Origin of the sequence: Streptomyces sp. NBRC 109706 (genome assembly GCF_000974485.1) — a bacterium.
GTDB lineage: Bacteria > Actinomycetota > Actinomycetes > Streptomycetales > Streptomycetaceae > Streptomyces.
In genome coordinates this window covers 512,072-533,925 of record NZ_BBOM01000007.1, presented here as the reverse complement: position 1 = coordinate 533,925, position 21,854 = coordinate 512,072, and the positions used below count along the sequence as shown (strand labels likewise).

The 21,854-nt window shown below is 70.0% G+C and carries 24 protein-coding genes; 9 read left to right on the top strand and 15 right to left on the bottom strand.

Annotated elements, in window-relative coordinates:
* Positions 1-36: 36 nt before the first annotated feature.
* The 6 genes from AOM46_RS16645 to AOM46_RS16620 all read right to left on the bottom strand — a co-directional run bounded on the left by AOM46_RS16645 (position 37) and on the right by AOM46_RS16620 (position 7,107).
* Positions 37-834 carry an SAM-dependent methyltransferase gene (locus tag AOM46_RS16645; RefSeq protein WP_062212122.1) on the bottom strand — a complete coding sequence of 266 codons (798 nt, stop codon included), beginning with the start codon at positions 832-834 and terminating at the stop codon, positions 37-39.
* Positions 835-1,051: 217 nt separating this feature from the next.
* On the bottom strand, positions 1,052-2,053 hold the full coding sequence (locus AOM46_RS16640) for a glycosyl hydrolase (RefSeq protein WP_062212119.1): 1,002 nt from the start codon (positions 2,051-2,053) through the stop codon (positions 1,052-1,054).
* A gap of 103 nt (positions 2,054-2,156) precedes the next feature.
* Positions 2,157-3,203: a LacI family DNA-binding transcriptional regulator gene (locus tag AOM46_RS16635; RefSeq protein ID WP_062212116.1), complete on the bottom strand. Its 1,047-nt coding sequence runs from the start codon at positions 3,201-3,203 to the stop codon at positions 2,157-2,159.
* A 214-nt stretch (positions 3,204-3,417) separates the two neighbouring features.
* Entirely contained in the window at positions 3,418-4,458 is a 1,041-nt protein-coding gene (locus AOM46_RS16630; protein ID WP_062212113.1) for an ABC transporter permease, read from the bottom strand.
* The gene (locus tag AOM46_RS16625) at positions 4,451-5,998 is read right to left on the bottom strand and encodes a sugar ABC transporter ATP-binding protein (protein WP_062212112.1); all 1,548 of its coding nucleotides are present in this window, start codon (positions 5,996-5,998) and stop codon (positions 4,451-4,453) included. The genes AOM46_RS16630 and AOM46_RS16625 overlap by 8 nt, the downstream gene beginning before the upstream one ends.
* A gap of 59 nt (positions 5,999-6,057) precedes the next feature.
* On the bottom strand, positions 6,058-7,107 hold the full coding sequence (locus AOM46_RS16620; RefSeq protein ID WP_062212109.1) for a sugar ABC transporter substrate-binding protein: 1,050 nt from the start codon (positions 7,105-7,107) through the stop codon (positions 6,058-6,060).
* A 289-nt stretch (positions 7,108-7,396) separates the two neighbouring features.
* Here AOM46_RS16620 and AOM46_RS16615 point away from each other — a divergent pair, with 289 nt between their 5' ends.
* Entirely contained in the window at positions 7,397-8,596 is a 1,200-nt protein-coding gene (locus tag AOM46_RS16615) for an RNA-guided endonuclease TnpB family protein (RefSeq protein ID WP_062212107.1), read from the top strand.
* A 312-nt stretch (positions 8,597-8,908) separates the two neighbouring features.
* Here the strand turns inward: AOM46_RS16615 and AOM46_RS16610 are convergent, their stop codons facing one another.
* The 3 genes from AOM46_RS16610 to AOM46_RS16600 all read right to left on the bottom strand — a co-directional run bounded on the left by AOM46_RS16610 (position 8,909) and on the right by AOM46_RS16600 (position 11,565).
* Positions 8,909-10,150, bottom strand: coding sequence for an MFS transporter (locus AOM46_RS16610; protein WP_062212103.1), 1,242 nt, complete (start codon positions 10,148-10,150; stop codon positions 8,909-8,911).
* A gap of 231 nt (positions 10,151-10,381) precedes the next feature.
* The gene (locus AOM46_RS16605) at positions 10,382-10,942 is read right to left on the bottom strand and encodes a TetR/AcrR family transcriptional regulator (RefSeq protein WP_062212101.1); all 561 of its coding nucleotides are present in this window, start codon (positions 10,940-10,942) and stop codon (positions 10,382-10,384) included.
* Positions 10,942-11,565, bottom strand: a complete 624-nt coding sequence (locus AOM46_RS16600; RefSeq protein ID WP_062212098.1) for a sugar O-acetyltransferase — start codon at positions 11,563-11,565, stop codon at positions 10,942-10,944. Before AOM46_RS16600 ends, AOM46_RS16605 begins: the two co-directional genes overlap by 1 nt.
* Positions 11,566-11,819: 254 nt before the next feature.
* Between AOM46_RS16600 and AOM46_RS16595 the strand changes: the two genes are divergently transcribed.
* Positions 11,820-12,653 carry an SDR family oxidoreductase gene (locus AOM46_RS16595; protein WP_062212095.1) on the top strand — a complete coding sequence of 278 codons (834 nt, stop codon included), beginning with the start codon at positions 11,820-11,822 and terminating at the stop codon, positions 12,651-12,653.
* A gap of 62 nt (positions 12,654-12,715) precedes the next feature.
* Here AOM46_RS16595 and AOM46_RS16590 read toward each other — a convergent pair whose 3' ends face one another.
* From AOM46_RS16590 to AOM46_RS16575, 4 genes are read right to left on the bottom strand one after another with little or no spacing between them, the layout of a single operon-like run.
* A complete protein-coding gene (locus tag AOM46_RS16590; protein WP_062212093.1) occupies positions 12,716-13,084 on the bottom strand; it encodes a hypothetical protein in 369 nt (122 codons plus the stop codon).
* 21 nt (positions 13,085-13,105) lie between these two features.
* The gene (locus AOM46_RS16585; protein ID WP_062212090.1) at positions 13,106-13,522 is read right to left on the bottom strand and encodes a hypothetical protein; all 417 of its coding nucleotides are present in this window, start codon (positions 13,520-13,522) and stop codon (positions 13,106-13,108) included.
* 21 nt (positions 13,523-13,543) lie between these two features.
* Positions 13,544-13,912, bottom strand: a complete 369-nt coding sequence (locus AOM46_RS16580; RefSeq protein ID WP_062212087.1) for a hypothetical protein — start codon at positions 13,910-13,912, stop codon at positions 13,544-13,546.
* A complete protein-coding gene (locus AOM46_RS16575) occupies positions 13,909-14,118 on the bottom strand; it encodes a hypothetical protein (RefSeq protein WP_062212084.1) in 210 nt (69 codons plus the stop codon). The genes AOM46_RS16580 and AOM46_RS16575 overlap by 4 nt, the downstream gene beginning before the upstream one ends.
* 329 nt (positions 14,119-14,447) lie before the next feature.
* Between AOM46_RS16575 and AOM46_RS16570 the strand changes: the two genes are divergently transcribed.
* From AOM46_RS16570 to AOM46_RS16545, 6 genes are all read left to right on the top strand, one after another.
* Positions 14,448-15,263 carry a helix-turn-helix transcriptional regulator gene (locus tag AOM46_RS16570; RefSeq protein ID WP_062212081.1) on the top strand — a complete coding sequence of 272 codons (816 nt, stop codon included), beginning with the start codon at positions 14,448-14,450 and terminating at the stop codon, positions 15,261-15,263.
* Complete coding sequence (locus AOM46_RS16565; protein WP_062212078.1) at positions 15,253-15,462, top strand: DUF397 domain-containing protein; 210 nt, start codon at positions 15,253-15,255, stop codon at positions 15,460-15,462. Before AOM46_RS16570 ends, AOM46_RS16565 begins: the two co-directional genes overlap by 11 nt.
* 248 nt (positions 15,463-15,710) lie before the next feature.
* On the top strand, positions 15,711-16,307 hold the full coding sequence (locus AOM46_RS16560; RefSeq protein WP_370592731.1) for a YdcF family protein: 597 nt from the start codon (positions 15,711-15,713) through the stop codon (positions 16,305-16,307).
* An 89-nt stretch (positions 16,308-16,396) separates the two neighbouring features.
* On the top strand, positions 16,397-17,341 hold the full coding sequence (locus AOM46_RS16555) for a zinc-binding dehydrogenase (protein ID WP_062212073.1): 945 nt from the start codon (positions 16,397-16,399) through the stop codon (positions 17,339-17,341).
* A gap of 76 nt (positions 17,342-17,417) precedes the next feature.
* Positions 17,418-18,080, top strand: a complete 663-nt coding sequence (locus AOM46_RS16550; protein ID WP_078856882.1) for a hypothetical protein — start codon at positions 17,418-17,420, stop codon at positions 18,078-18,080.
* Positions 18,081-18,191: 111 nt separating this feature from the next.
* The gene (locus AOM46_RS16545; RefSeq protein ID WP_078856881.1) at positions 18,192-19,154 is read left to right on the top strand and encodes a formylglycine-generating enzyme family protein; all 963 of its coding nucleotides are present in this window, start codon (positions 18,192-18,194) and stop codon (positions 19,152-19,154) included.
* A gap of 24 nt (positions 19,155-19,178) precedes the next feature.
* Here AOM46_RS16545 and AOM46_RS16540 read toward each other — a convergent pair whose 3' ends face one another.
* Positions 19,179-20,099 carry an aminoglycoside phosphotransferase family protein gene (locus AOM46_RS16540; protein ID WP_062212067.1) on the bottom strand — a complete coding sequence of 307 codons (921 nt, stop codon included), beginning with the start codon at positions 20,097-20,099 and terminating at the stop codon, positions 19,179-19,181.
* 251 nt (positions 20,100-20,350) lie between these two features.
* Between AOM46_RS16540 and AOM46_RS16535 the strand changes: the two genes are divergently transcribed.
* Positions 20,351-21,337 (top strand): aminoglycoside phosphotransferase family protein, encoded by a 987-nt coding sequence (locus AOM46_RS16535; protein WP_078856926.1) that lies wholly within the window; start codon positions 20,351-20,353, stop codon positions 21,335-21,337.
* A 33-nt stretch (positions 21,338-21,370) separates the two neighbouring features.
* Here the strand turns inward: AOM46_RS16535 and AOM46_RS16530 are convergent, their stop codons facing one another.
* Positions 21,371-21,829, bottom strand: coding sequence for an N-acetyltransferase (locus tag AOM46_RS16530; protein ID WP_062212065.1), 459 nt, complete (start codon positions 21,827-21,829; stop codon positions 21,371-21,373).
* Between the last annotated feature and the right edge of the window lie 25 nt (positions 21,830-21,854).

Below are 21,854 nucleotides of genomic sequence, written 5' to 3'. Positions count from 1 at the left end.
CCGGCGTCCCAGGAGGGCCGGGGCGCCGCCTCGGCCCTACGGCTTGATGCCGACCGCCGCCCACATGGAGACCTCGCGGCTCAACGCCTCGGCCTCGTCCGGCACTTCGTCGTCGCCCGGCCGCCACTGGTGCGGCGGCACAATGCCCGGGTCCACCAGCTCAAGGCCCTCGAAGAAGCCGAGGATCTCCTCCCGGCTGCGCGACTGGGCCGCCATTCCGCCCTGCTGGTAGATCGCCTCCACCCGCCGCATCACGTTCTCGTCGAAGTCGTGCGTGCCATGCGAGAGCACCAGCGCCGAACCCGACGGCAGCGCGTCCACCAGCGCCGCGACCACCTCGCGCGCGCCCTGGTCGTCGGGCACGAAGTGCAGCAGCGCGACCAGGGAGAGCGCCACCGGGCGGTCCCGGTCCAGCACCTCGAACGCCTGGGTGAGGATGCGCTCGTGGTCCCGCGCCACATCCGCCTGGATATACGCCGTGCGCCCCTCGGGCGTGCTGCGCATCAGCGCGTCGGCATAGACCAGCACCAGCTTGTCCTTGTCCGCGTAGACCACCCGGGAATCGGCGGCCACCCCCTGCGCGACCTGGTGCAGGTTCGGCTCGGTCGGGATGCCGGTGCCGATGTCCAGGAACTGCCGCACGCCGCGCTCGGCGAGGTGACGCACCGCGCGGTGCATGAAACGGCGGTTGGTCTGCGCGGCCTTCCGCGCGCCCGGCCAGACCTGGAGCACCGAGTCCCCGGCCTGCTGGTCTATCTCGTAGTAGCTCTTGCCGCCCAGGTAGTAGTCATAGACCCGCGCCGTGTGCGGCACTCCGTGCTGTTGCAACTCCATGGCTCTCCAACTCACTTACCGGTGCGACGCGGACATCCTCCCAGGTGCACCCCTGCCCCGGTCCTGTGGGTTCACTCACCGGCCGGCTCCCGGCCCTCCCCGGCCTCCCCGTCCCCTCGGCGCGCAGGTGTAGTCGCCCATCGCCCACCAGCGGAAGTGGTCAGGGACCACCAGGAACGTTGGCCGCCCCGACCGGGGCGGCCAACGTCCCACCGGTCTACGGGAGATGGACCTCGCCCTGGTTGAACACCCGGGGGTGGAAGTAGGTTTCCTGGATCTCGGCGTTGGAGTTGTTGCCGCGGAGCTGTTCGGACCAGATCATGAAGTAGCTCCAGCGGGTCTGGGAGTCCAGCAGCCAGGGCGCGGGCACCTTGCCCATCTCGGCCAGTGCGATGGGCCGGTCACCCGCGATGGACTGGAGCTGCCGGTAGTCGCCGTCGCTGGGCAGGTCCTTGTACCAGACGTCGAGCGAGGCGACCTCGACATAGTCGTCGCCCGGGTAGTAGGCGTCCCAGCCGCCGGCCGGGTTGTCCTGGACGTTCCACACCCAGATCAGGTTGTCCAGGCCCTGGGCGTCGGCGAGGTAGTCGTGGGTGATCTGGAAGAGCCGTGAACTCCCGTTGGGGCCGGGCCGGTTGCCCCACCAGTTCCATGACTCGTTCATCTCGTGGAACGGGCGGAAGAGCACCGGCACGCCGGCGTCCTGGAGTTGGCGGAGGTAGGGGACCACGGCGTCCAGCCGGCGCAGCCACTCGGCGTGCAGGCCGGTGCCCTCGGTGACGATCTCGGCGAACTGCTGGTCGGAGATGTTGGACTTGACGCCGCCCTCGAACTCGCAGGAGGTCCCGCCGGTCGGCGGGCAGGCGTGCCAGGTGAGCGTGACCAGGGAGCCGTTCTGCCATTCGGTGCGGGCCTGGTCGATCACGGACTGCCGGTTGGCGATGTCCTCGGCGCGGAACATCAGGTCCCCGCCCCACAGCCCCGGCCACTGGCCGGTGATGTCGTGGACCTGGCGGGTGTACTGGCCGGGCTGGTTTGCGGGCTCCTTGTTGTGCTGGCCGGAGACGATGTTCGAGCCGCTGATGCCGTTGAGGTAGGCGAGCACCTCCTGCTTCGGGGTCGGGGGGAACGCGGGTGCGCTGGCGGCGGAGTTGAGCGTCAAGGCGCCGGCGGTGACGCCGACGGTGGCGAGAGCGAACAACAATCTAGGCATGCGCATGACAAGTCGACCTTCCGGTTGGGGGTTCGCCCGCGCCCGCCGGGTGGGACGTGCGGCGGGTGCGGGATGTCGTCGGGCAACTGCCCTTTGTGGAAACGGTGGTTCAGGGGGGCGGCGGTGGTCCGGTGGAGGCGCGGGGGGTGAGGGCGGGCGTCGGCATCCGGCGGGCGGAGATCCGCCTGCCCGCCAGCAGGTCGAAGAGCGCGCGGGCCACCTCCGCGCCGAAGGCGTGCACATCGTGGCTCATGGCGGAGAGGGTGGGGCGGGTCAGCTGGCACAGCTGGGAGTCGTCCCAGGCCAACAGGGAGACATCCGCCGGGACCTCGAGTCCCATCTCGGCGGCGACGGAGAGCCCGGCGACGGCCATCACATCGTTGTCATAGAGAATCGCGGTCGGCCGGCGCGCGGCGGACAGCAGGGAACGGGTGGCCCGCGCGCCCTCCTCGCCGGAGAAGTCGGTGGCCAGCTGACGGCCCTCGTCCAGGCCCAACTCGGCGACGGTGGCGGCGAACGCGGCGGCCCTGATGGCGCTGTGCCCCAGCTCGGCCGAACCGCCGACCCGGGCCAGCGAGCGGTGCCCGAGCGCCGCGAGATAGCGCACGCATTCGGTGACGGCGGTGCCGTCGTCCGTCCAGAGCGCGGGGAACGGGCCGGTGAGGGAGGGGTGTCCGACGGCGACGGCCGGCAGGCCGAGGGCGGAGAGCACCGGCACCCTCGGATCCTCCTGGTGGAAGTCCACCAGCACCGAACCGGCGATCTGCCCGGAACGCCACCAGTGCCGCTGCAGGTCCAACTCCTCGTTCATATCGCGCACCAGACGCAGCAGCAGCGCGCTGGACCGCTCGGCGAGCACCCCCTCCATGCCGGAGATGAACTCCATATAGAAGGGTTCGAGGCCGAGTTGACGGGCGGGCCGGCAGATCGCCAACCCCACGGTCCCGGTGCCGCGTTGGCCGAGCGCCCGGGCCGAGAGGTTGGGCTCCCAGCCCATCTCCCGCGCGGTGGCGAGGATATGGGCGCGGGTGGTGGCGGAGACGCCCGGCTTGTCGTTGAAGGCCAACGAGACCGCCGCACGCGAAACCCCGGCCCGCGCGGCGACATCCCTGATCGTCAGCCGCGGCGAGCCCTGGTTCTCCCGGGACGCGGTCATCGGGATACCTCCGAAACGCTTGAACGTGGCGCTTAACGTAGACGCGTTCCGGGGGGCGCGTCCATAGCCCGGTCAAGTTGGTTCGGACCTTATTTCAGGCCCCCCACCTGCGACATTACTTAACCTTTACTCAACTTGTGACGCCTCTGGACAAGCCGACTTCGACCCCGCACAGTGGCCTCGCGGGCGGTGTGTCCCGGCTCCGGACGCCGCGCTAATCCTGCGCCTTTCCACTGGTGATGCGGGACATCACGAGGGCCAGCAGGATGATCGAGCCGTTGAGGGCGTCGATCCACTCCGCCGGGACGCCGCCGAGGGTGAGGACGTTCTGGATCATGAAGAGCAACAGGATGCCGGTGAACGCGCCGAAGAGGCTGCCGCGTCCGCCGCTGAGGCTGACGCCGCCGATGACGGCGGCGGCGAAGACCGTGAAGATGGCGCCGTCGCCCTGGGCGGCGGCGACGGAGCCGAGTCGTCCGGAGAGCAGCAGTCCGCCGAGGGCGGCGAGCAGTCCGGCGACGATCAACACGATGGCGACGGTGCGGCGGGTGCGGATGCCGGCCGCCCTGGCCGCGTCCTCGTTGCCGCCGATGGCGTAGAGCGAGCGGCCGAAGCCGGTGTAGCCGAGGACGAAGATCCCGATGGCGAACAGCGTCAGGCAGAGCCAGACGGAGGCCGGCAGTCCCGCCCATTTGGTGGTGCCCAAGTAGCTCATGGAACTGGGCAGTTGGAAGAACGTCTGGCCGCCGGATATCCCGGTGAGCATGCCGCGCAGCATGATCAGCATGCCCAGGGTGACGATAAAGCCGCTGAGCCCGAAGCGGACGATCAGCAGCGCGTTGACCAGGCCGATCGCCACCCCGACCGCCAGCGCGATCGGCACCGACAGGGCGCCGGGCAGCAGGTCGAGACCCTGTCCCGCCTCGCTCACGGTGAGCCAGGCCGCGACCCCGGGCGCCAGCCCCATGGTCGATTCCAGGGAGAGATCCATCTTCCGAACGATCAGCACCAGTGCCTGGGCCAGCACCAGCAGAGCGATCTCGGACATGGTCTGAAGGATGTTGATCAGGTTCTGTCGTTGGACAAAGACCGGATCGACGATCCAGCCGGCGATCGCCACCGCGACGATCGCCGGCACCAGGGCGAACTCCCGCAGTCTGGCGATCGGTATCCGGCCGCCCAACAGCCGGGGGGAGCCGGGGCCGCCGGCCCCCACCTCGCCCGTGGGACGGTCGGCGAGAACGGGTTCAGACATCGGCGTATACCCCTTCCATGGCGGTGACCAGCTCGTTGTCCGTCCAGCCCGCGGTGAACTCCGCGACGAGCCGACCCTTGAACATGACCAACACCCGGTCACAGAGCGCCAGATCGTCCAACTCGTCGGAGGCGATCAGCACGCCGGTGCCGGAGCGCGCCACCTCCTCCGCCTTGCCGAGCAGGAACTCCTTGGACCGCACATCGACCCCGGCGGTCGGGTTGATCAGCACCAGCAGCCTCGGCTGGTTGGCCAGCGCCCTGGCCATCACCACCTTCTGCTGGTTGCCCCCCGAAAGACCGGAGACGGGCATCGAGGGGCCGGGCGTCTTGATCGCGAGATGCCGGATCATCTCCCCGGCCAGCGCGTCCCGCCGGCGCGGGTCCAACAGGCCGCCGGGACCCAGGCGTTCGGGGACGGTCAGCGTCGTGTTGTCGCCGATCGACATCTCGGGCACCAGGCCCTGGTGGTGGCGGTCCTCGGGAACGAAGCCGACGCCGGCCGCCAGTGCCGCCGGCACATCGCCGGGACGGGGCCGGCGCCCGGCCACCTCGACCGTGCCGGCGTCCGCCGCCCGCAACCCGGCGACGGTCTCGGCCAGTTCGATCCGTCCGCTGCTCGCCGCCCCCGCCAGGCCGACGATCTCGCCGCCCCCGACGGTGAATCCCACCTGGCGATAGCGGTCGCCGAGGGTGAGTTCGGCCACGGTGAGCACCGGCGACGCGTCGGCCGGCGGAGAGCCGCGCCGCTCCCGCAGATGCCCCGACCCGGCGGCGTCCTCCCCGGTCATCGCGGCGACCAGGTCGTGCTTGCCCAGCTCGGACACCGGCGCGGTGACGATATGCCGCGCGTCCCTGAACACGGTCACCGTGTCGCAGAGGTCGTAGACCTCCTGCAGATGGTGACTGATGAACAGAAAGGTGACGCCCAGCTGTTGGAGGTCCCGGATCCGCCGGAAGAGCCGCGCGATGGCCGCCGCGTCCAGCTGCGCCGTCGGCTCGTCCAGCACGATGAACCGCGCGCCGCCCGAGAGCGCCCGCGCGATCTCCACGAACTGCCGCTGCTCCACGGTGAGATCACGTGCCAGCTGGTGGACGTCCGCCTCCACCCCCCATTCGTCCAGGAGTTCCCGCGCCTGCCGCCGCAGCGTCGGCCAACGCACCGCGCCCCAGCGGTTGGTGGGCTGCCGGTGCAGGAAAAGGTTCTCCGCCACCGTCAACCCCGGTATCACCGTGGACTTCTGGTAGACGCAGGCCACCCGGCGCCGCCAGCCCTCCCGGTCGGCCAGTCGGGGCGCCGGCTCGCCGTCGAAGCTGATCTCGCCCTCGTCCGCCCTGTTCAGGCCGGTGATGATCGAGACCAGCGTCGACTTGCCGGCCCCGTTCCGCCCGACCAGCGCATGGGTCTCACCGGTCGCGACCGCCACCCCGGCCCGGTCCAACGCCACCGTCGAGCCATAGCGTTTGCTCACCCCGACGGCCCGCACCGCGAACGTTCTCCGCTCGTCGGCCGTCACCCGCACCCGCTCCTCGTCCCGCACCGCTCACCCCTTTCCGGCCTGAACGCGCGCCTCTCCGGCGCGAACCGTGCTGACGGGCGTCAGCCCATGTTGTTGCCCCACAGGGACGCGTCGTCGTACTTCAGGCTCTCCACGCCGCCGTACGTTCCGCCGTCCCTGGTGACCAGCGGCGCCGGCAGCTGGTCCTCCAACAGGCCGTCCCTGACCTCGACGATGACGCTGCCGTGGTCGGTCGGGCCCGGCTCGAAGGTCTCCCCGTCGAGCGCCGCCCGGAGGTAGGTGAGCGCGTACTCGGCGTAGAGATCGGCCGGTTGGGACACCGTGGCGTCGATTTTTCCCTCGCCGATCAGCTGCAGCTCCTGCGGAATGCCGTCGTTGGAGATCACGAACACATGGTTCGGATCCTCCGGCGGCACCGCCATGTCCAGCTGCTCCAACACCTGGAGCGTGCCGGTGAGCGCGAAGCTCGCCTGCATGTAGACGCCCCGCACATCCGGATTGGCGATCAACGTGGTCTGGAGCTTCTGCGCCGCCGTGGCCGCGTCCCAGTTGGTGGCCTCGCCCAGCACCTGGACATCGGGATACTCGGCCGCCATGCACTCGTTGAACGCCTCGGTGCGGTCCCGGCCGTTGATCGAGGCCAGATCGCCCTGGAGCATCACCACCTTGCCCGCACCCCCCAGTTGGGTACCGAGGTAGTGGCACGCCTGCTCGCCATAGGCGCGGTTGTCCGCGCGCACCACCATGAACACCTCGCCCTCGTCGGGCCTGGTGTCCACGGTCACCACCGGGATGTCCCGCTCGGCCAGCGACTGCAGCACCGGCGCGACGGCCGCCGTGTCCTGCGGCGCGATGGCCACGCCCTCGACGCCCTGACTCATGAACGTCTGGACGTTGGATGTCAGGGTGGCGACATCGTTGCCCGAGTTGGTGGTCTTCATGTCGAGCCCCAACTCCTCGGCGTACTGGGGCACATAGTCGATGTACGAGTTCCAGAAGTCCGTGTCGGACCTGGGGTAGTCGACGCCGATCGTGCCCTCACCGCTGCCGCCGGTGTCGTCGGCGCAGGCGGTGAGCAGGACGGCGGTCAGCGCGAGCACGCCGGCCAGCCTGGTGGTCTGGAGCTTCACGTCGGTCTTCTCCTCGGGCAGGCTGACGGACGGTCGGACGAGGGACGGAACGCGCGGTGGGACGGACCGGGCGGCGCTCCGCCAACGGGTATGCCCGCAGCGGCTGTTGAGCCGCCGACGGCATATCGCTCATCGGGACTCTTTCGTGGATTCCCCCGGCTTCAGCCGGGGGAGGAAACGCAGCTCCTGCGGAGCAGGGCAGGGAAAGCCGGTTCGCCGTCGGGGCGGACCGGCGTCCACCAGCAACTACCGGCGGATTGTCGTGATTTGATTCAGTATCATGTGAGCTGTGAAGGCCACCCATGTGAAGCGGGCGTTCAAGTACCGCTTCTATCCGACGGATGCGCAGGCGGTGGAGCTGTCGCGGACCTTCGGATGTGTGCGGAAGGTCTACAACCTGGCTCTTGCGGCGCGTACGGAGGCGTGGGGTCGGCAGGAGCGGGTGAGCTACGGCCAGACCTCGGCGATGCTGACGGTCTGGAAGAAGACCGAGGAGTTCGCGTACCTCAACGATGTCTCCTCCGTCCCGCTGCAACAGGCGCTGCGGCATCTTCAGGTGGCGTTCAGCAACTTCTTCGGCAAGCGGGCCGGGTACCCGCGTTTCAAGTCGCGGAAGAGGTCGCGGAGGTCGGCGGAGTACACCGCCTCCGCGTTCCGGTTCCGAGACGGGTGCCTGACCCTGGCGAAGATGGATCAGCCGTTGGACATCGTGTGGTCCCGTCCTCTGCCCGAGGGCGCGTCCCCGTCCACGGTGACCGTCTCCCAGGACCCGGCCGGACGCTGGCACGTGTCCATCCTGGTCCAGGACCCGACCCTTGCGCCGCTCCCGACGGTCGATACGGCCGTCGGTATCGATGTCGGGCTGGATCACCTGCTGACCCTCTCCACCGGCGAGAAGATCACCAACCCCAGGCACGAGCGCCGCGATCGTGCCCGTCTCGCCAAGGCGCAGCGGCGGCTGGCCCGCAAGGCCAAGGGGGAGGGGGCCAACCGTGCCAAGGACCGCCGCAAGGTCGCCAAGGTGCATGCCCGGATCGCTGATCGCAGGCGTGATCACCTGCACAAGCTGACCACTCGACTCGTTCGTGAACACCAAACGATCGTGATCGAGGACCTGTCGGTTCGGAACATGGTGCGGAACCACTCGCTGGCCCGCGCCATCTCGGACGCGGCGTGGTCGGAGTTCAGGGGCATGTTGGAGTACAAGGCGGCCTGGTACGGGCGGGAAGTGATCGCGGTCGATCGCTTCTTTCCCTCCTCCAAGCTGTGCTCGACCTGCGGCACCGTGCGGAGCGAGATGCTGCTGCACGTCCGTGTCTGGACGTGCGACGGTTGCGGGGCGACTCATGACCGGGACGTGAACGCGGCCCACAACGTTCTGGCCGTCGGGCTGACGGTGTCTGTCTGTGGAGCTGGTGTAAGACCTCAACGGAGTACTCCGGGCGGGCAGTCGGCGTCGAAGCAGAAACCCCCACGGCGCGAGCCGTAGGAACCCCCCTCGTCCACGAGGGGGAGGAAGTCAAGCGTGGGGCATGACCTAGACATGGGATCGTTTTATAGACCCAGCGGGATGCGCTGTCTATGGCGCGCGCAAAGATCATCGCAACGTCGCAGGTCACGCGCGAGTTCCGGTTCCGAAGATCGTCGAGGGCGGGGGCGAGTGACCCTATGTCTGTGCCCTATGTCTGGGGCCCCCGCGTCGTGTTGCTGCCCGCGCCGCCTCGGCGACGCCGGCGCGTTTCGGCGCGGGGCGTCTCGGGCCCGGGGCGTCTCGGCGCGGGGCGTTCAGGAGAGGCGGCGTTCAGGTGCGGGACGCCGCCTCGATGGTGCTCGTCGGCGCCGTGGGCGTGTCGCCCGACGGCCTGGTCGCGAGGATGCCCGAGGTCAGCAGGATCACCACGCCGGCGACCGGCACCAACACCAGACCGAGCCGAATGGACTCGGCGTCCGCGATCAGACCGATCATCGGCGGCGACACCAGGAACCCGATCCGCAGCAGGAAAGCAGCCACCGTGATGCCCGCACCCGGCGTCAACCCCGGGATCTCGTCCGCCGCGTGGAAGGCCGCCGGGATCAGCGTCGCGATGCCCAGACCACAGAGCGCGAACCCGACCACCGTGGTGGCGACGGACGGCCACAGCAGCGCCACCCCCATGCCCACCAGCACCAGCAGCCCGCCGACCCTGGCCGTCGTACGGTCCCCGAGCCGCTGCACCACCCGGTCGCCCAGCAGCCGGCCGACGGTCTGCGCGCCCTGCAACGCCATAAAGGCGAGACCGCCGACAAACGGGCTGGAACTCAACTCGTTCTGCAGATAGTTCGCCCCCCAGGAACTGGGCGCGTCCTCGACCACGGCGGTGGCCGCCGTCATCAGCCCCAGCACCGCGAACGCGATCAGCACCGGCCGGGACAGCGCCCGCCGGCCGGCGACGACCGGCACCCCCTCGGCGGCCGGGCCGCGCTCGGAGTCCTCGGGCCCGGGCAGCAGGAACCTGAGGGTGGTGAGCGCGCAGACCACGGCCAGCGCCCCGATCACGGCCAGATGGACGACCAGGGCGATCTCCAACTGGGCCGCCCCGGCCCCGACTATGCCGCCCAGCACGGCGCCGACGCTCCACAGCCCATGGAAGGAGTTGAGGATCGACCGCCCGTAGCGACGTTGCACCCGCATCCCGTGCGCGTTCATCGCCACATCGGTGACCGCGTCCAGCGAACCGGCCAGGAACATCGCCGTGCAGAGCAGCGTGAAATGCGGCGCCGTGCCCACCAGCAGCAGGTTCGCCCCCGCCAGCAGCTGGGCGACGACCGCCGTACGCGCCGACCCGAACCGTCTGATCAACGGGCTCGCCGCCAACCCCAACACCAGCGCGCCCAACGGCATGGCCGCGATGGCGGTGCCCAACGCGGCGTTCGACAGGCCGAGATCGGACTTGATCTCCGGATAGCGCGGGACGACGTTGGCGAAGACGAAGCCGTTGACGAAGAACAGCGCGGCGACCGCGAGCCGTGCCTGGACGGGACGGTCGGGCGTGGTGCGGGGCATGGCGATCTCTCTCGGGGCGTGCGAGGTGCAGGCGGGGCTCGGGGGTGTGGGGGAGGGCGCTCGGGCGCTCTATCCGGCGGGGGGCGTGGTGATGTTGACGAAGAACAGCGCGGCGACCGCGAGCCGTGCCTGGACGGGACGGTCGGGCGTGGTGCGGGGCATGGCGATCTCTCTCGGGGCGTGCGAGGTGCAGGCGGGGCTCGGGGGTGTGGGGGAGGGCGCTCGGGCGCTCTATCCGGCGGGGGGCGTGGTGATCCGGATGATCGCCTCGACGGTCAGCGCGCGTTCATGCGGTTCGGTCTCCAGCGCGCGGTGGATGGAAAGCCCCTCGATCAGCGCGTCGAGCTGGCGAGCGGTGGCCGGATCGAAATGCCATTCGAGGGCCCGCCGACTGCGGCTCATCCAGGCGCGGGTCAGCTCCCGAAAGGCCGGCTCGCGCGCCGCCAGCGTGTACAGCTCATGGGTGAGGACGATGTCCCGCTGGTTGCCCTGGTCGCCGCTGGACAGATGATGAACGAGATCGGCGACCGCCTCGCGGGCCTCCTCGATGCCGCCGGCGGCACCGAGACGCGCCTCGAAAACGGCCACGACGGTGTCCGAGAAACGGGTGAACGCCTCGCGCAGCAGCTCGTCCATGCCGTTGAAGTGGTAGGTCATCGAGCCCAGCGGCACGCCGGCGCGAGCGGCGACCTTACGGTGCGAGGTGCCGGCGACGCCCTGCTCGGCGATCAGCTCCAACGCGGCCTCGATGATCCGCTCGCGCCGGTCCGGATCGTGCTGCCCGATCGCCATCAGCCCGCCCCGTGTCCCGGGTCTCCTATGGCCGTGGTGTCGTCCTGGAGCGGCCTGATCACCTTGGCCGGGTTGCCGAGGGCGAGCACATCGGCCGGAATGTCCCTGGTGACGACCGACCCGGCGCCGATCACGGAGTTGTCGCCGATGGTGACGCCGGGCAGCACGATCACGCCACCGCCGAGCCATACGTTGTCCCCGATGGTGATCGGCTTGGCCGCCTCCAGCTTGTCGCGCCGAGGCCCCGGCTCCAGGGGGTGGGTCGGGGTCAGCAACTGCACCTGGGGGCCGATCTGGCAGTCCTGCCCGATGGTGATCCTCGCCACGTCGAGCGCGGTGAAGTTGTAGTTGATGAAGGTCCGGTCGCCGACGGAGACATAGGTGCCGTAGTCGACGAACAGCGGTGGCCTGATGTGCGCCTCCGCGCCGAGATCGCCGATCAACTCGCGGATGATCGGCTGCGCGCCCTCGATATCGGTGGCATAGGCAGCCTGGTACTCGGCGGCCAGGCGGACGGCGCGCTGCTGCGCCCGCAGGATCTCCGGATCGTCGGCGATATAGAGGTCTCCGGCGAGCATCCGCTCGTGCTGGGTGCGGGAATCCCCGGCGAAGTAGTCCGTCACCCGGCCGAGAGTACACCTCGGGTGTACGAACGTACACCCACCCTGACCTGCTGTTTCTACCCGTGCGTGCGGGCGGTCGCCGAGGGGCTGCGGGGCGTGCCCGGGCGCGGGGCACCGCGCCGGCACGGGCCCCGCCGGCACCCGACCCGCCGGGCCGCACCGTCTCCGGACACCTGGTGTCCACCCCGGCCGTGCGTCAACAGCGCCGGAAAATCGGCTTGGTGACCGTGCGCAAGCATGCTACGGCTTTCCGTATGGACAGCTCACCCAGGCATGTGGCCATCGTGACCGGCGCCAACCACGGCATCGGGGCCGCCATCGCCGAGACGCTCGCCAGGAACGACATCGCCGTGCTCTGCGCCTATCTGCGGGCCGAGGACGAGGAGGACGGCAAACCCGCCGGCAGGCACGCCCACCGGAAGGACGGTTTCCACAGGGACCCCAGCTCGTCCGGTGAGGAGGTCGCCCTGGAGATCCGCGATCGCGGTGGTCGGGCCGCGGCCTTCGAGGCCGACCTCAGGGACCCCACCGCCCCGGCCCGGATCTTCGACGCGGCGGAGGAACTGCTCGGCCCCGTCGACATTCTGATCAACAACGCGTCCGGCTGGGTTCAGGACACCTTCCGCTTCGACGGCGAACCAGATCAGTTCGGTCGCACCACGGTCCCGGTCGATCACGAGACGATCAGCCAGCAGTTCGCCGTCGACGCCCACGCCCCGGCCCTGCTGATCGCCGAACTCGCCCGCCGCCACCGGGCCCGCGAGGCCGACTGGGGCCGCATCGTCGGCCTCACCTCGGGCGGCGACCTCGGTTTCCCGGGCGAGGTCTCCTATGGCGCGGCCAAGGCCGCCCAGACCCACTACACGATGTCGGCCGCGGTCGAGCTGGTCCCCGACGGCATCACGGCCAATGTCGTGCACCCGCCGGTCACCGACACCGGCTGGGTCACCGACGAGGTCCGCGACTACGTCAGGGCCAGCTCGTCCCACTTCCATATCGCCAACCCGGCGGAGGTCGCGGCCACCGTCGCGTTCCTCGTCTCCTACGACGCCGACCTGATCACCGGCAACGTCATCACCATGCGCTGACGCCCCGGACCACCGAGCCCTGGCCGTCGGCCCCTCGGGGCCGACGGCCGTTTACATCAGGTTCAGGCAGCGGGAAGTTGAATGCTGATGTCGGTGTTGGCGGCGTCGAGGGCTTCCTGGACGGCGGCGTTGTCGGTGAGGGAGGTGATGGGTGCCCAGCGGGCGTTGGGGTTGGTGTCCTCGGTGACGTCGGGGACGGTGTTGAACGTTCCGCCGTCGAGTACCCACAACTCGCCGTGGGCGGTGGTGGGTTGGACGGTCCAGGCGCGGGTGATGTCGGTGAGGTGGCCGGTCTGGCGGGCGAGGGTGAGTTGTCCGGTGAGGGCGAGGTCGCCGTGGTTGGGGACGGTGGCCTGTGGCAGTTGGTCGCGGTGGAGGAGGGCGTATCCGTTGCGGGTGGTGACGAGGATGATGACGGTCTGCTGTGCCATGTGCTTTTCTCTGTTTCTGTTCTAGGTGTAGGCGGCGTCGGGGCGTTCGCCGTTGATGAGTACGGGTACGCGGCGTCGTTGGGCGGCGGCGGTGAGGGCGTTGCGGATGATGGGGGGTGGTTCGTGGAGTTCGCGGAGGGGGAGCCAGGCGGCGTTGGTGGGGAGGTGTTTGTGTGCGCCGGTGGGGATGGTGGGGGTGTGTCCGCCGTCCAGGACGTAGGTGAGGGTGTTGGTGGGGTGGTGGGTGAGGCTGATGGCGTAGGCGTCGGTGACGCCTCGGTCGTAGCCGGTGGTGTCCATCAGCGTTTCGCGTGCGGTGAGGACGGGGCAGCGGCCGGGTGGGATGGTGCCGTGGGGCAGCGTCCAGCCGTCTGTGCCCTGGACCATCAGCAGGTGCCCGTCCCGGGTGGTTGCCAGGACCATGAAGGTGATGAGCATGAAGTTGTTTGTCCTTGTTGATCAGTTGAGGGAGATGAAGTAGCCGGTCAGGGCGGTGCCCAGGCACATCAGCCCGACGAACGCCGGCCCGAACGCCCGGTCCAGAAACGCCAGCACCGGCTTCTGCGGCGGGTCCGGGTTCTCGTCCTCATGCCGGCGGCGCACGACGCGCCAGTGCTTTTCCGCCCGCGCGAGAAACAGGTCGTGGTCCGGGTGTTGGGCGGTGTGCTGAACGGTCCAGACCGCAACGGGCTTCGCGTCGTCGTCGAAGAGCGGCGAGCGGGCCTCGCAGGCCATGCACTCCACGCCGTATATGCCGCTGGGCGCCCCGGGCCCGTGGTCGTCGGTGAGGACCCAGTCCGCACCCTTGATGATCGGCTCCCCGGTCATGCCACGTCACCGGCCTCGAACCGGTAGGCGCGGGTGATGTGTTCGCGGTAGCCGAGGTGATCCGGATGCAGCGCGCGGTGCTGACTGGCCCACTCGGCCCCGTCCTCCGCGTCCTGCCCCTTTGGCCCGAAGAACCCGCAGGTCACGCACTCCATGACGAACAACGTCGGCTGGTCCGCATCGACGGCGAACTCCGGGGTACTCACGGCACGTCCCCGCTCTTGATCCGGTAGTTGACCTCACTGGCGGCGTTCCGCGCCCGAAGCCGAGCGAGCAATTCCGCGTGCGGGTCGGGCTCGGGTTCGGCTTCCGGCGGCTCTCCTCGATGTCAGGCGAGGAAACCGAGTCCTCTCTTGGCGTGGTCATCCCGCTCACCCATCCTTCTCGCGCTCCTGGTCTGCGGCGGGAGACGGATGTGTCATCCCGCTGCGTGGTGGTTCGATCACAGCGTGGTGTATCGGTCGCTACGCTGACCAGAGGAAATGGCCTGACAACACCTGGGTCAGGCACGGGAGTTCAGCTAGGAGATTCACGGATGGCCGTTCGACAACCCTCCACACTGCGTAAGAAGTACGGCGACGAGCTGCGCCGACGCCGCCTCGCCGCCGGGATGACCCAAGAGCAGTTGGCCCTTGAAGTGGTCTGCTCACCGACCTTGATCAGCCACTTCGAAGCAGGTCGCCGCCTCCCCAACCCCGACGACGCCAAGCGGATCGACAGGGCGTTGAACACCGACGGCTGGTTCTCCCGATGGCTGGAGGACCTGAACCAGCGGTACGCCGACCACTTCGCCGAGGCCGCTGAGTTGCAACAGCAGGCGACGGAGATCCGTCAGTTCAGCGGTCTGCTGATTCCTGGCCTGCTCCAGACCGAGGCGTATGCCCGTGCGGTCTTTCAGACGTTTCAGCCGAACTACCAGCCGGAGGTGGTTGACCAGCAGGTAGTCAATCGAATGGAGCGGGGCCGCATCCTGGAAGACGCGCAGGCGCCCGTACTGTGGGCAGTGCTCGACGAGGGCGCGCTTCGCCGAAGGGTGGGCGGAGGCCGGGCCATGGCCGAACAACTGCGCAAGGTCGCGGATCTGGCGGAGTCCGGACGGCTCCGGCTCCACGTGCTTCCTTTCTCGGTTGGCGCGCATGCCCTTCTGGAAGGCATGCTGATGCTGATGAGCTTCGCCGACGCCGCCCCGGTGGCCTATGCCGAGGGCGTTCTGTCGGGACATCTCCTTGATGACCCAGCCCTGTTGGCACGGTGCCATGCGGCCTACGATGTCGCTCTGAGCGACGCTCTGCCCCAACGCGAGTCCCTAGCCCTCACCAGGGCTATTGCAGAGGAACACGATGAACCCTGAACCGACCTCCCTCCCCGACGCTTCTTCGCTCACCGGCTGGCGCAAGTCCAGCTACAGCGGCGGCAGCAATGGAGATTGTCTGGAGGTCTGCCCCGACCGCGCCACCGCCGTTCCGGTTCGCGACAGCAAGCGACCGACCGGGCCGGCGATCGTCTTCTCCTCCGATTCCTGGACGGCCTTCCTCACCACCGTCCGCTGACAGCGGCCCGCGACAACGGACGAGGCGACCACCGGCCGCCTCGTCCAGTCTCACTCCAGCACGGCATTCCCCTGGCACGTCGGCCTGAACGCCTTCCCAAGCCCATGATCGGCGTGCCTTCCGCGGCTGCCGTCGTCGTCGCTCGGCCAAATTCAAGTTCGGAGACCGAATGTTGTCCGACCAGGGAGCAGAGGGCCGTGACGGAGGAACAACGGGAGTTGGCCGTCTTGATCTGGGACTATCACCAGATGGGGCATCAGGTGCGGCCTTGTGATGTGGCGATCGGGTTGGGGAGTCACGATCTGGGGGTGGCCACGTTCGCCGCCGAGTTGTACCGGGCCGGGTTCTTTCCGACGGTTGTCTTCACCGGTGGCAACAGCCCCACCACGGCTGCCCGCTTTCCGCGTGGGGAGGCTGTGCACTACCGCGAGCAGGCGCTGGAACTGGGGGTGCCCGGGGAGGCGATCCTGTTGGAGACCCGCGCGGGCAATACCGGGCAGAACATCAGCCTCTCCCGCGAAGTGCTGGCCGGGGCCGGGATCGTCCCGGCGTCGGTGCTGCTGGTCTCCAAGCCCTATATGGAGCGGCGTTCCTATGCCACCGCTCGCAAGCTGTGGCCCGAGGTCGAGGTGGTCTGCGCCTCGGAGCCGCTGCGGTTCGACGACTACGTGAAGAGCATCGGCGACGAGAAGCTCGTCGTGGACATGCTGGTGGGCGATCTGCAACGGGTGGTCGACTACCCGAAGCTCGGGTTCGCCATCAAGCAGGACGTCCCGGAGGATGTGCGAGCCGCTTACGCGTCCCTCGTCCAGGACGGGTTCACCAGCCGTCTCGTCGCATCCTGACCGAAGCCGAAGAGGAGCGCGGCGGGCTGGTGCGCCACCGTTCCGGGAGGGGCGGAATGCGGGGCGGGTGGGGGGAGTTGTGGGGTGGCATGAAGGCAATCGGTGTGTATGACTTCGGTGGTCCCGACGTGCTGCGGGTGCTGAACCTGCCGGAGCCGGTGGCGGGGCCTGGCGAGGTGCGGGTTCGGGTGCGGGCGGCGGCGGTGAATCCGACGGATGTGCTGTTGCGGACCGGGGGGCACGCCGTGCGGATGGCCGACCGCCGGGGCCCGTTCGTGCCGGGGATGGACGCCGCGGGGGTGATCGACCAGGTGGGGCCCGGGGTCGGCGATCGGCTGGCGGTGGGGCAACGGGTGGTCGCCATGGTGCTGTTCACCGGTGAGCACGGTGGGGCCTATGCCGAGCAGGTGGTGGTGCCCGCCGCTTCGGTGGTGCCGGCGCCCGATGGGGTGGACTTCCCGGCCGCCTCGACGTTGCTGATGAACGCCATGACCGCACGGCTGGCGCTGGACGCGCTGGCGGTGCCGGCCGGCGGGACGGTCGCCGTGACCGGTGCGGCCGGTGCCGTCGGCGGGTACGCGGTCGAGCTGGCCAAGGCCGACGGGCTGACCGTCATCGCGGACGCCGCGCCCGGGGACGTCGAACGCGTCCGCCGGTTCGGTGCCGACCATATTGTCGAGCGTGGCCCGGAAGTCGCGGCCCGGATAAGGGAGTTGGTGCCCGAGGGGGTGCCGGGGCTGGTGGACGGTTCGATGCAGACCGTCGAGGTCGTTCCGGCCGTCGCCGACGGTGGGACGTTGGCGGAGCTGCGGGGCTGGTCGGGTCCGGCCGAACGCGGTGTGCGGGTGCGGCCGTTGATGGTGACGGAGGGCATCGAGGACACCGGCGGGCTGGACGCGCTCTGCCGGCAGGTGGAGAACGGCGTCCTCTCGCTGCATGTCGCCGAAGTGCTGCCGGCCGAGCAGGCGGCCGAGGCGCACCGCAGGCTGGAGGCGGGCGGGTTGCGCGGCCGGCTGGTGCTGGACTTCTCCTGACGGCAGGGGCGGCCGAACTCGACTGTGGCCGGGGCGCGTTGGCGCGCGCCCCGGTCGATCCGACATAGTTCCTGGCATGGTGATGACCGAGGACGAGACCCTGACCGCGTTGAACAGCACCCCGCTGGCCGAACTCCGCCGCCGGGCCGCCGTCGTCACGGACCTCTCGGGCACCGATGCGACCCCTTCGGCGCCGGCCCGCTGCTATCGCGTCGACGGGGCCACCCGTTATGCCACCAACGACAGCGGTGGGCAGTCGGTGATCTGGTACTTCGCCGACGACGGCCGGGCGTTGCTGCTGACCTACGAGCACACGTCCGATCTGAACGTGCCGGGCCCGGACAACGACTTCGATCTGCAACTCGCCTTCTACGGCGGCGTTCCCGACGATCTGCGACGGCTCGCCGGCGACCGGACCGAGGCCTATGAGAACCAGCTGCTGGAGGATCCGGCGACGGGGGACGCACTGCTGCTGGCCACCGGCGTGGTGTGGTTCGACGGCGATCGGTGGCGCGTCGCCGACGGGCTGTTGGAGCACTGTGAGACCGAGGGCGTCGACCTGGGCGAGGCCGGGCTCTATCTGCTGAGCCCCTATCTGCTCGGCCAGGACTTCACGCCCGAGGCCTATGTCGACGGCTACTTCCTGTTCGACGGCTGGGACGGACCGGACCGGGAGACGCTGCTCGCCCAGGTCGGCGCCGTTCTGGAACGGCATCGGGCCCACCACACCCAGGGCTGACGCGCTGCCGACGTTACGTCGGCCCCGGGGGTGGAGCGGGCTCTAACATGGCCTGGTCCGTCGGCCCTGCCACGGGCTGTTCTGGCGCTTCGGCCGGGGAGTTGAGGGAACATGAGCGGTGGTGGTGCGGCCGAGGGCGGCGACTGTCGTTCGCCTTCGCCCGGGGGGCGCCGCGCGGGCGAGGTCGTCGTGGCTCTCGGCGCGGCCGGAGCCGGGCGGGGGAGCACCGCCGGGATGGTGCGGCTGGACGGGGGCGCGTTCCTGATGGGAACGGAGGACGCCGACGCGTTGCCCGCCGACGGGGAGGGGCCGGTGCGGCGGGTCACCCTTCGACCGTTCCGGATCGACGCGCACGCGGTGAGCAACGACCGGTTCGCCGCGTTTGTCGACGCGACCGGCTATCTGACGGAGGCGGAACGGTTCGGCTGGTCGCTGGTGTTCGTCGGGCTGCTGCCGGCGGAGTCGCGCAAGGGGGCGCCCAGGCCGGAGCGCGCGCCCTGGTGGTGCGCGGTGGCGGGCGCGTACTGGCGCGCGCCGGAGGGCCCGGGCAGCGGCGTGGCGGAACGCGGCGACCACCCGGTGGTGCATGTCTCCTTCAACGACGCGCAGGCGTACTGCCGTTGGGCGGGCGTCCGACTGCCGACCGAGGCGGAGTGGGAGTACGCGGCGCGCGGCGGCCTGGAGCAGGCGCGTTACCCGTGGGGCGACGAGCTGACGCCGGGCGGCGAACACCGCTGCAACATCTGGCAGGGCCCGTTCCCGACCGGCGACACCGCCGAGGACGGCTACGCCGGCACGGCGCCCGTCACCGCGTTCGAACCCAACGGGTTCGGCCTGTTCAACATGGCCGGAAACGTCTGGGAGTGGTGCGCCGACCGGTGGGGGACCGACCAGCCGGGCGCCGCCCGCCCCGGCCCAGGGGACCGGCCAACCGGCAAGGACCGGGTGACGCGCGGGGGTTCGTATCTGTGCCACCGGTCCTACTGCGACGGCTACCGGGTGGCGGCCCGCGACCACGACTACCCGGAGAGCACCACGGGGGACCGGGGCTTCCGCTGCGCCGGCGACGCCTGACGCCCGAGCCGGCAGCCGGTGGGGTCACGCCCCGAGGGCGGCGTCGGCCAGGATCTCGCGGATCACATGGCGGGAGTTGGCGGCCAGCGCCGGGTTGGTGATCCGGTAGTAGGGAAGCTGGATCAGCGAGATGGACAGCGCCCATGCCCGGCCGCGCGCCCAGGTCACCTCGTCCGAGCCCAGCAGCGAACGGAACGTCGGCCGGGCCTCGGCGGGCAACAGGTTCCACGCCACGATCTGTTCCACGCTGGGGTCACCGATGCCGACGATGCCGAAGTCGATCACCGCGTTCAGCCGGCCGTCCGGACCGACCAGCACATTGCCCGGCGAGAGATCCCCGTGCAGCCACTGGTCGCCGCCCTCGTACGGGGGCAGCGTCAGCGCCTCGTCCCAGATTCGGGTGATGGCATCCAGGTCCAGCGGCTCGTCCTCCGGGGCCAGTGCGGCGAGTTGGGCCAACGCGTCCCTGGTCGGTTTGTCCCGGCCGGACAGCGGCTTCCCACGGCTGGCGCGAGGGCCCTCGCCGGGGTCGACGGCGCGCAGCGCGTTGACGAACTCGGCCAGATCCTCCGCGAGATGCAGCGGAGCGACGACCTCGCCCGCCACCGGGTTGACGCCCGGCAGCCAGCGGTGCACCGACCAGCGCCAGGGATAGCCCTCCGCCGGCTCGCCCACCTCCAGGGGGACGGGGATCGGCACCGGCAGATGGCTGGCGAGCCGCGTCGGCCAGCGCTCCTCGGTCTCCACCGCATCCGCCGCCCCCGACGTGCGCGGCAACCGCACCACCAGCGCCCCGCCCAGCCGGAACATCGCGTTGTCCGTGCCGGAGGACGGCACCGGGGTGACGGGCAGCCCGTCCCACCGGGGAAACCGTGCCGCGATCAGCCGGCTGACCAGCGACGTGTCGATATCGGGCTCATCGGCGTGCATCTTCACGGCGCACATGGATACCTTCTCTGGCCGGTCCTGCGGGCTTCTCGACGGTGACGGGGAACGGTCGTTCCTGGTCGCCACGCTCGGTGGTCGCCACGCTCGGTGGTCGCCCCGGCGGCGGAGCGCCATCGGCGCGCGGCAGGGGCACACGGCGGATCGTCCCGCCGCCGAGCCGCACCATCCGACCAGGTCACCAGGGCGCTGTCGAGCCGATTTCGCCTTCGCGTAATCCCATTCGACAACGGCCGTGTGCCGGTTGTTGGATGGGCCGCTTGTCGCGTCAACTCCCATGGCGAGGAAACCGATCACCCTTGTCCGGCACAGCACCCGCATCACTCGCAGCACCCACTGCGTTCTCCGGCCCCGTCACGCCCGAGATCGACAAGGAACTCGTCCGACGGCTGTTGGCCGACCAGTATCCGAACGGGGCCGCACTGCCGCTGCGGCGACTGACCCCCGGCGGATCCGACCATGTGATCTACCGCCTCGGCGAGACCCTGTCGGTGCGGCTCCCCCGAGGGGACTGGGCCGCCGGGCAGGCGGAGAAGGAGGCCCGCTGGCTGCCGCTGCTCGCCCCCCGGCTGCCACTCCCCGTCCCCGAGCCGCTGTTCGTCGGCCGCCCCGACCACGGCTACCCCTGGCACTGGTCCGTCGCCCGCTGGCTGGACGGCACCCAGGCCATCCCCGAGGCGCTGACCGATCCGGCCCGAACGGCCCGCCGGCTGGCCGACTTCCTCACCGCGCTGCACACCCTGCCGCCCGCCCACACCCTCGCCCCCGGGCCCGCCGGCCAGGACCTGGGCCTGGACGTGCGCCATGCCGGCCTTCCGGAGCGCGACCAGGCGACCCGCACCCATATCGAGGCCCTGAAGGACACCTTCCCCGCGGAAGCGCTCACCGCCCTCTGGGACTCCGGGCTGCACGCCCCGGCCTGGGACCGTCCGCCCGTGTGGTTCCACGGCGACTTCCATGTCGGCAACCTGCTCATGCGCGACGGCGAGATCAGCGCCGTGATCGACTTCGGCGGCCTGGGCGACCCGGCCTGCGACCTGGTGATCGCCTGGACACTGCTCACCCCCGAGACCAGGCCCCTCTTCCGCGAGGCCCTGGGGCTCGACGACGCCACGTGGACCAGGGGCCGCGCCTGGGCCCTGACCACCGGACTCAACGCCCACCACAGCTACGCCGCCACCCGCCCCGACGTGGCCCGCGCCACCACCCACCAGATCACCCAGGCCCTGACCGGCTGACCGGCCGACCGGCCACCAGAACCACCAGAACCGTCAGGACAACAACAGCTCGCCGACCACCTGCCCTTCCAGCGTCTCCCCCGTGGGCCGGAAACCGACCCGGAGATAGAACTCCTCGGGGCCGTGCTCATGGGGCAGCCACATGACCGTCACCCGCCGCTGCCCCCGCCGGCGGGCCTCCGCGCAGACCGCCTCGACCGCGAACCGGCCATACCCCCTGCCCTGCGCCTCGGCGGCTATGTTGAGCCGCCAGATGCCGCACCGGAACGCATCCACCGGACAGTCCGGATCGAAGCCGCCCATGACAAAGCCCACCAACTCCGAACCGTCGAAGATCAACCGGGGCCAGGCCGTCTGCGGCGACGCGTACGCCTCGGCCAACGACATGACGACCGGCGCCACCACCTTCTCCTGCTCGGGGCGTACCCGCAGGGCGCAGGCAGCCCTGACGTTCTCCGGAGTGACCTTCTTCAGGGACAGTGCTGAGGACATGCCGTCACAGTAAGGGCGACCACTG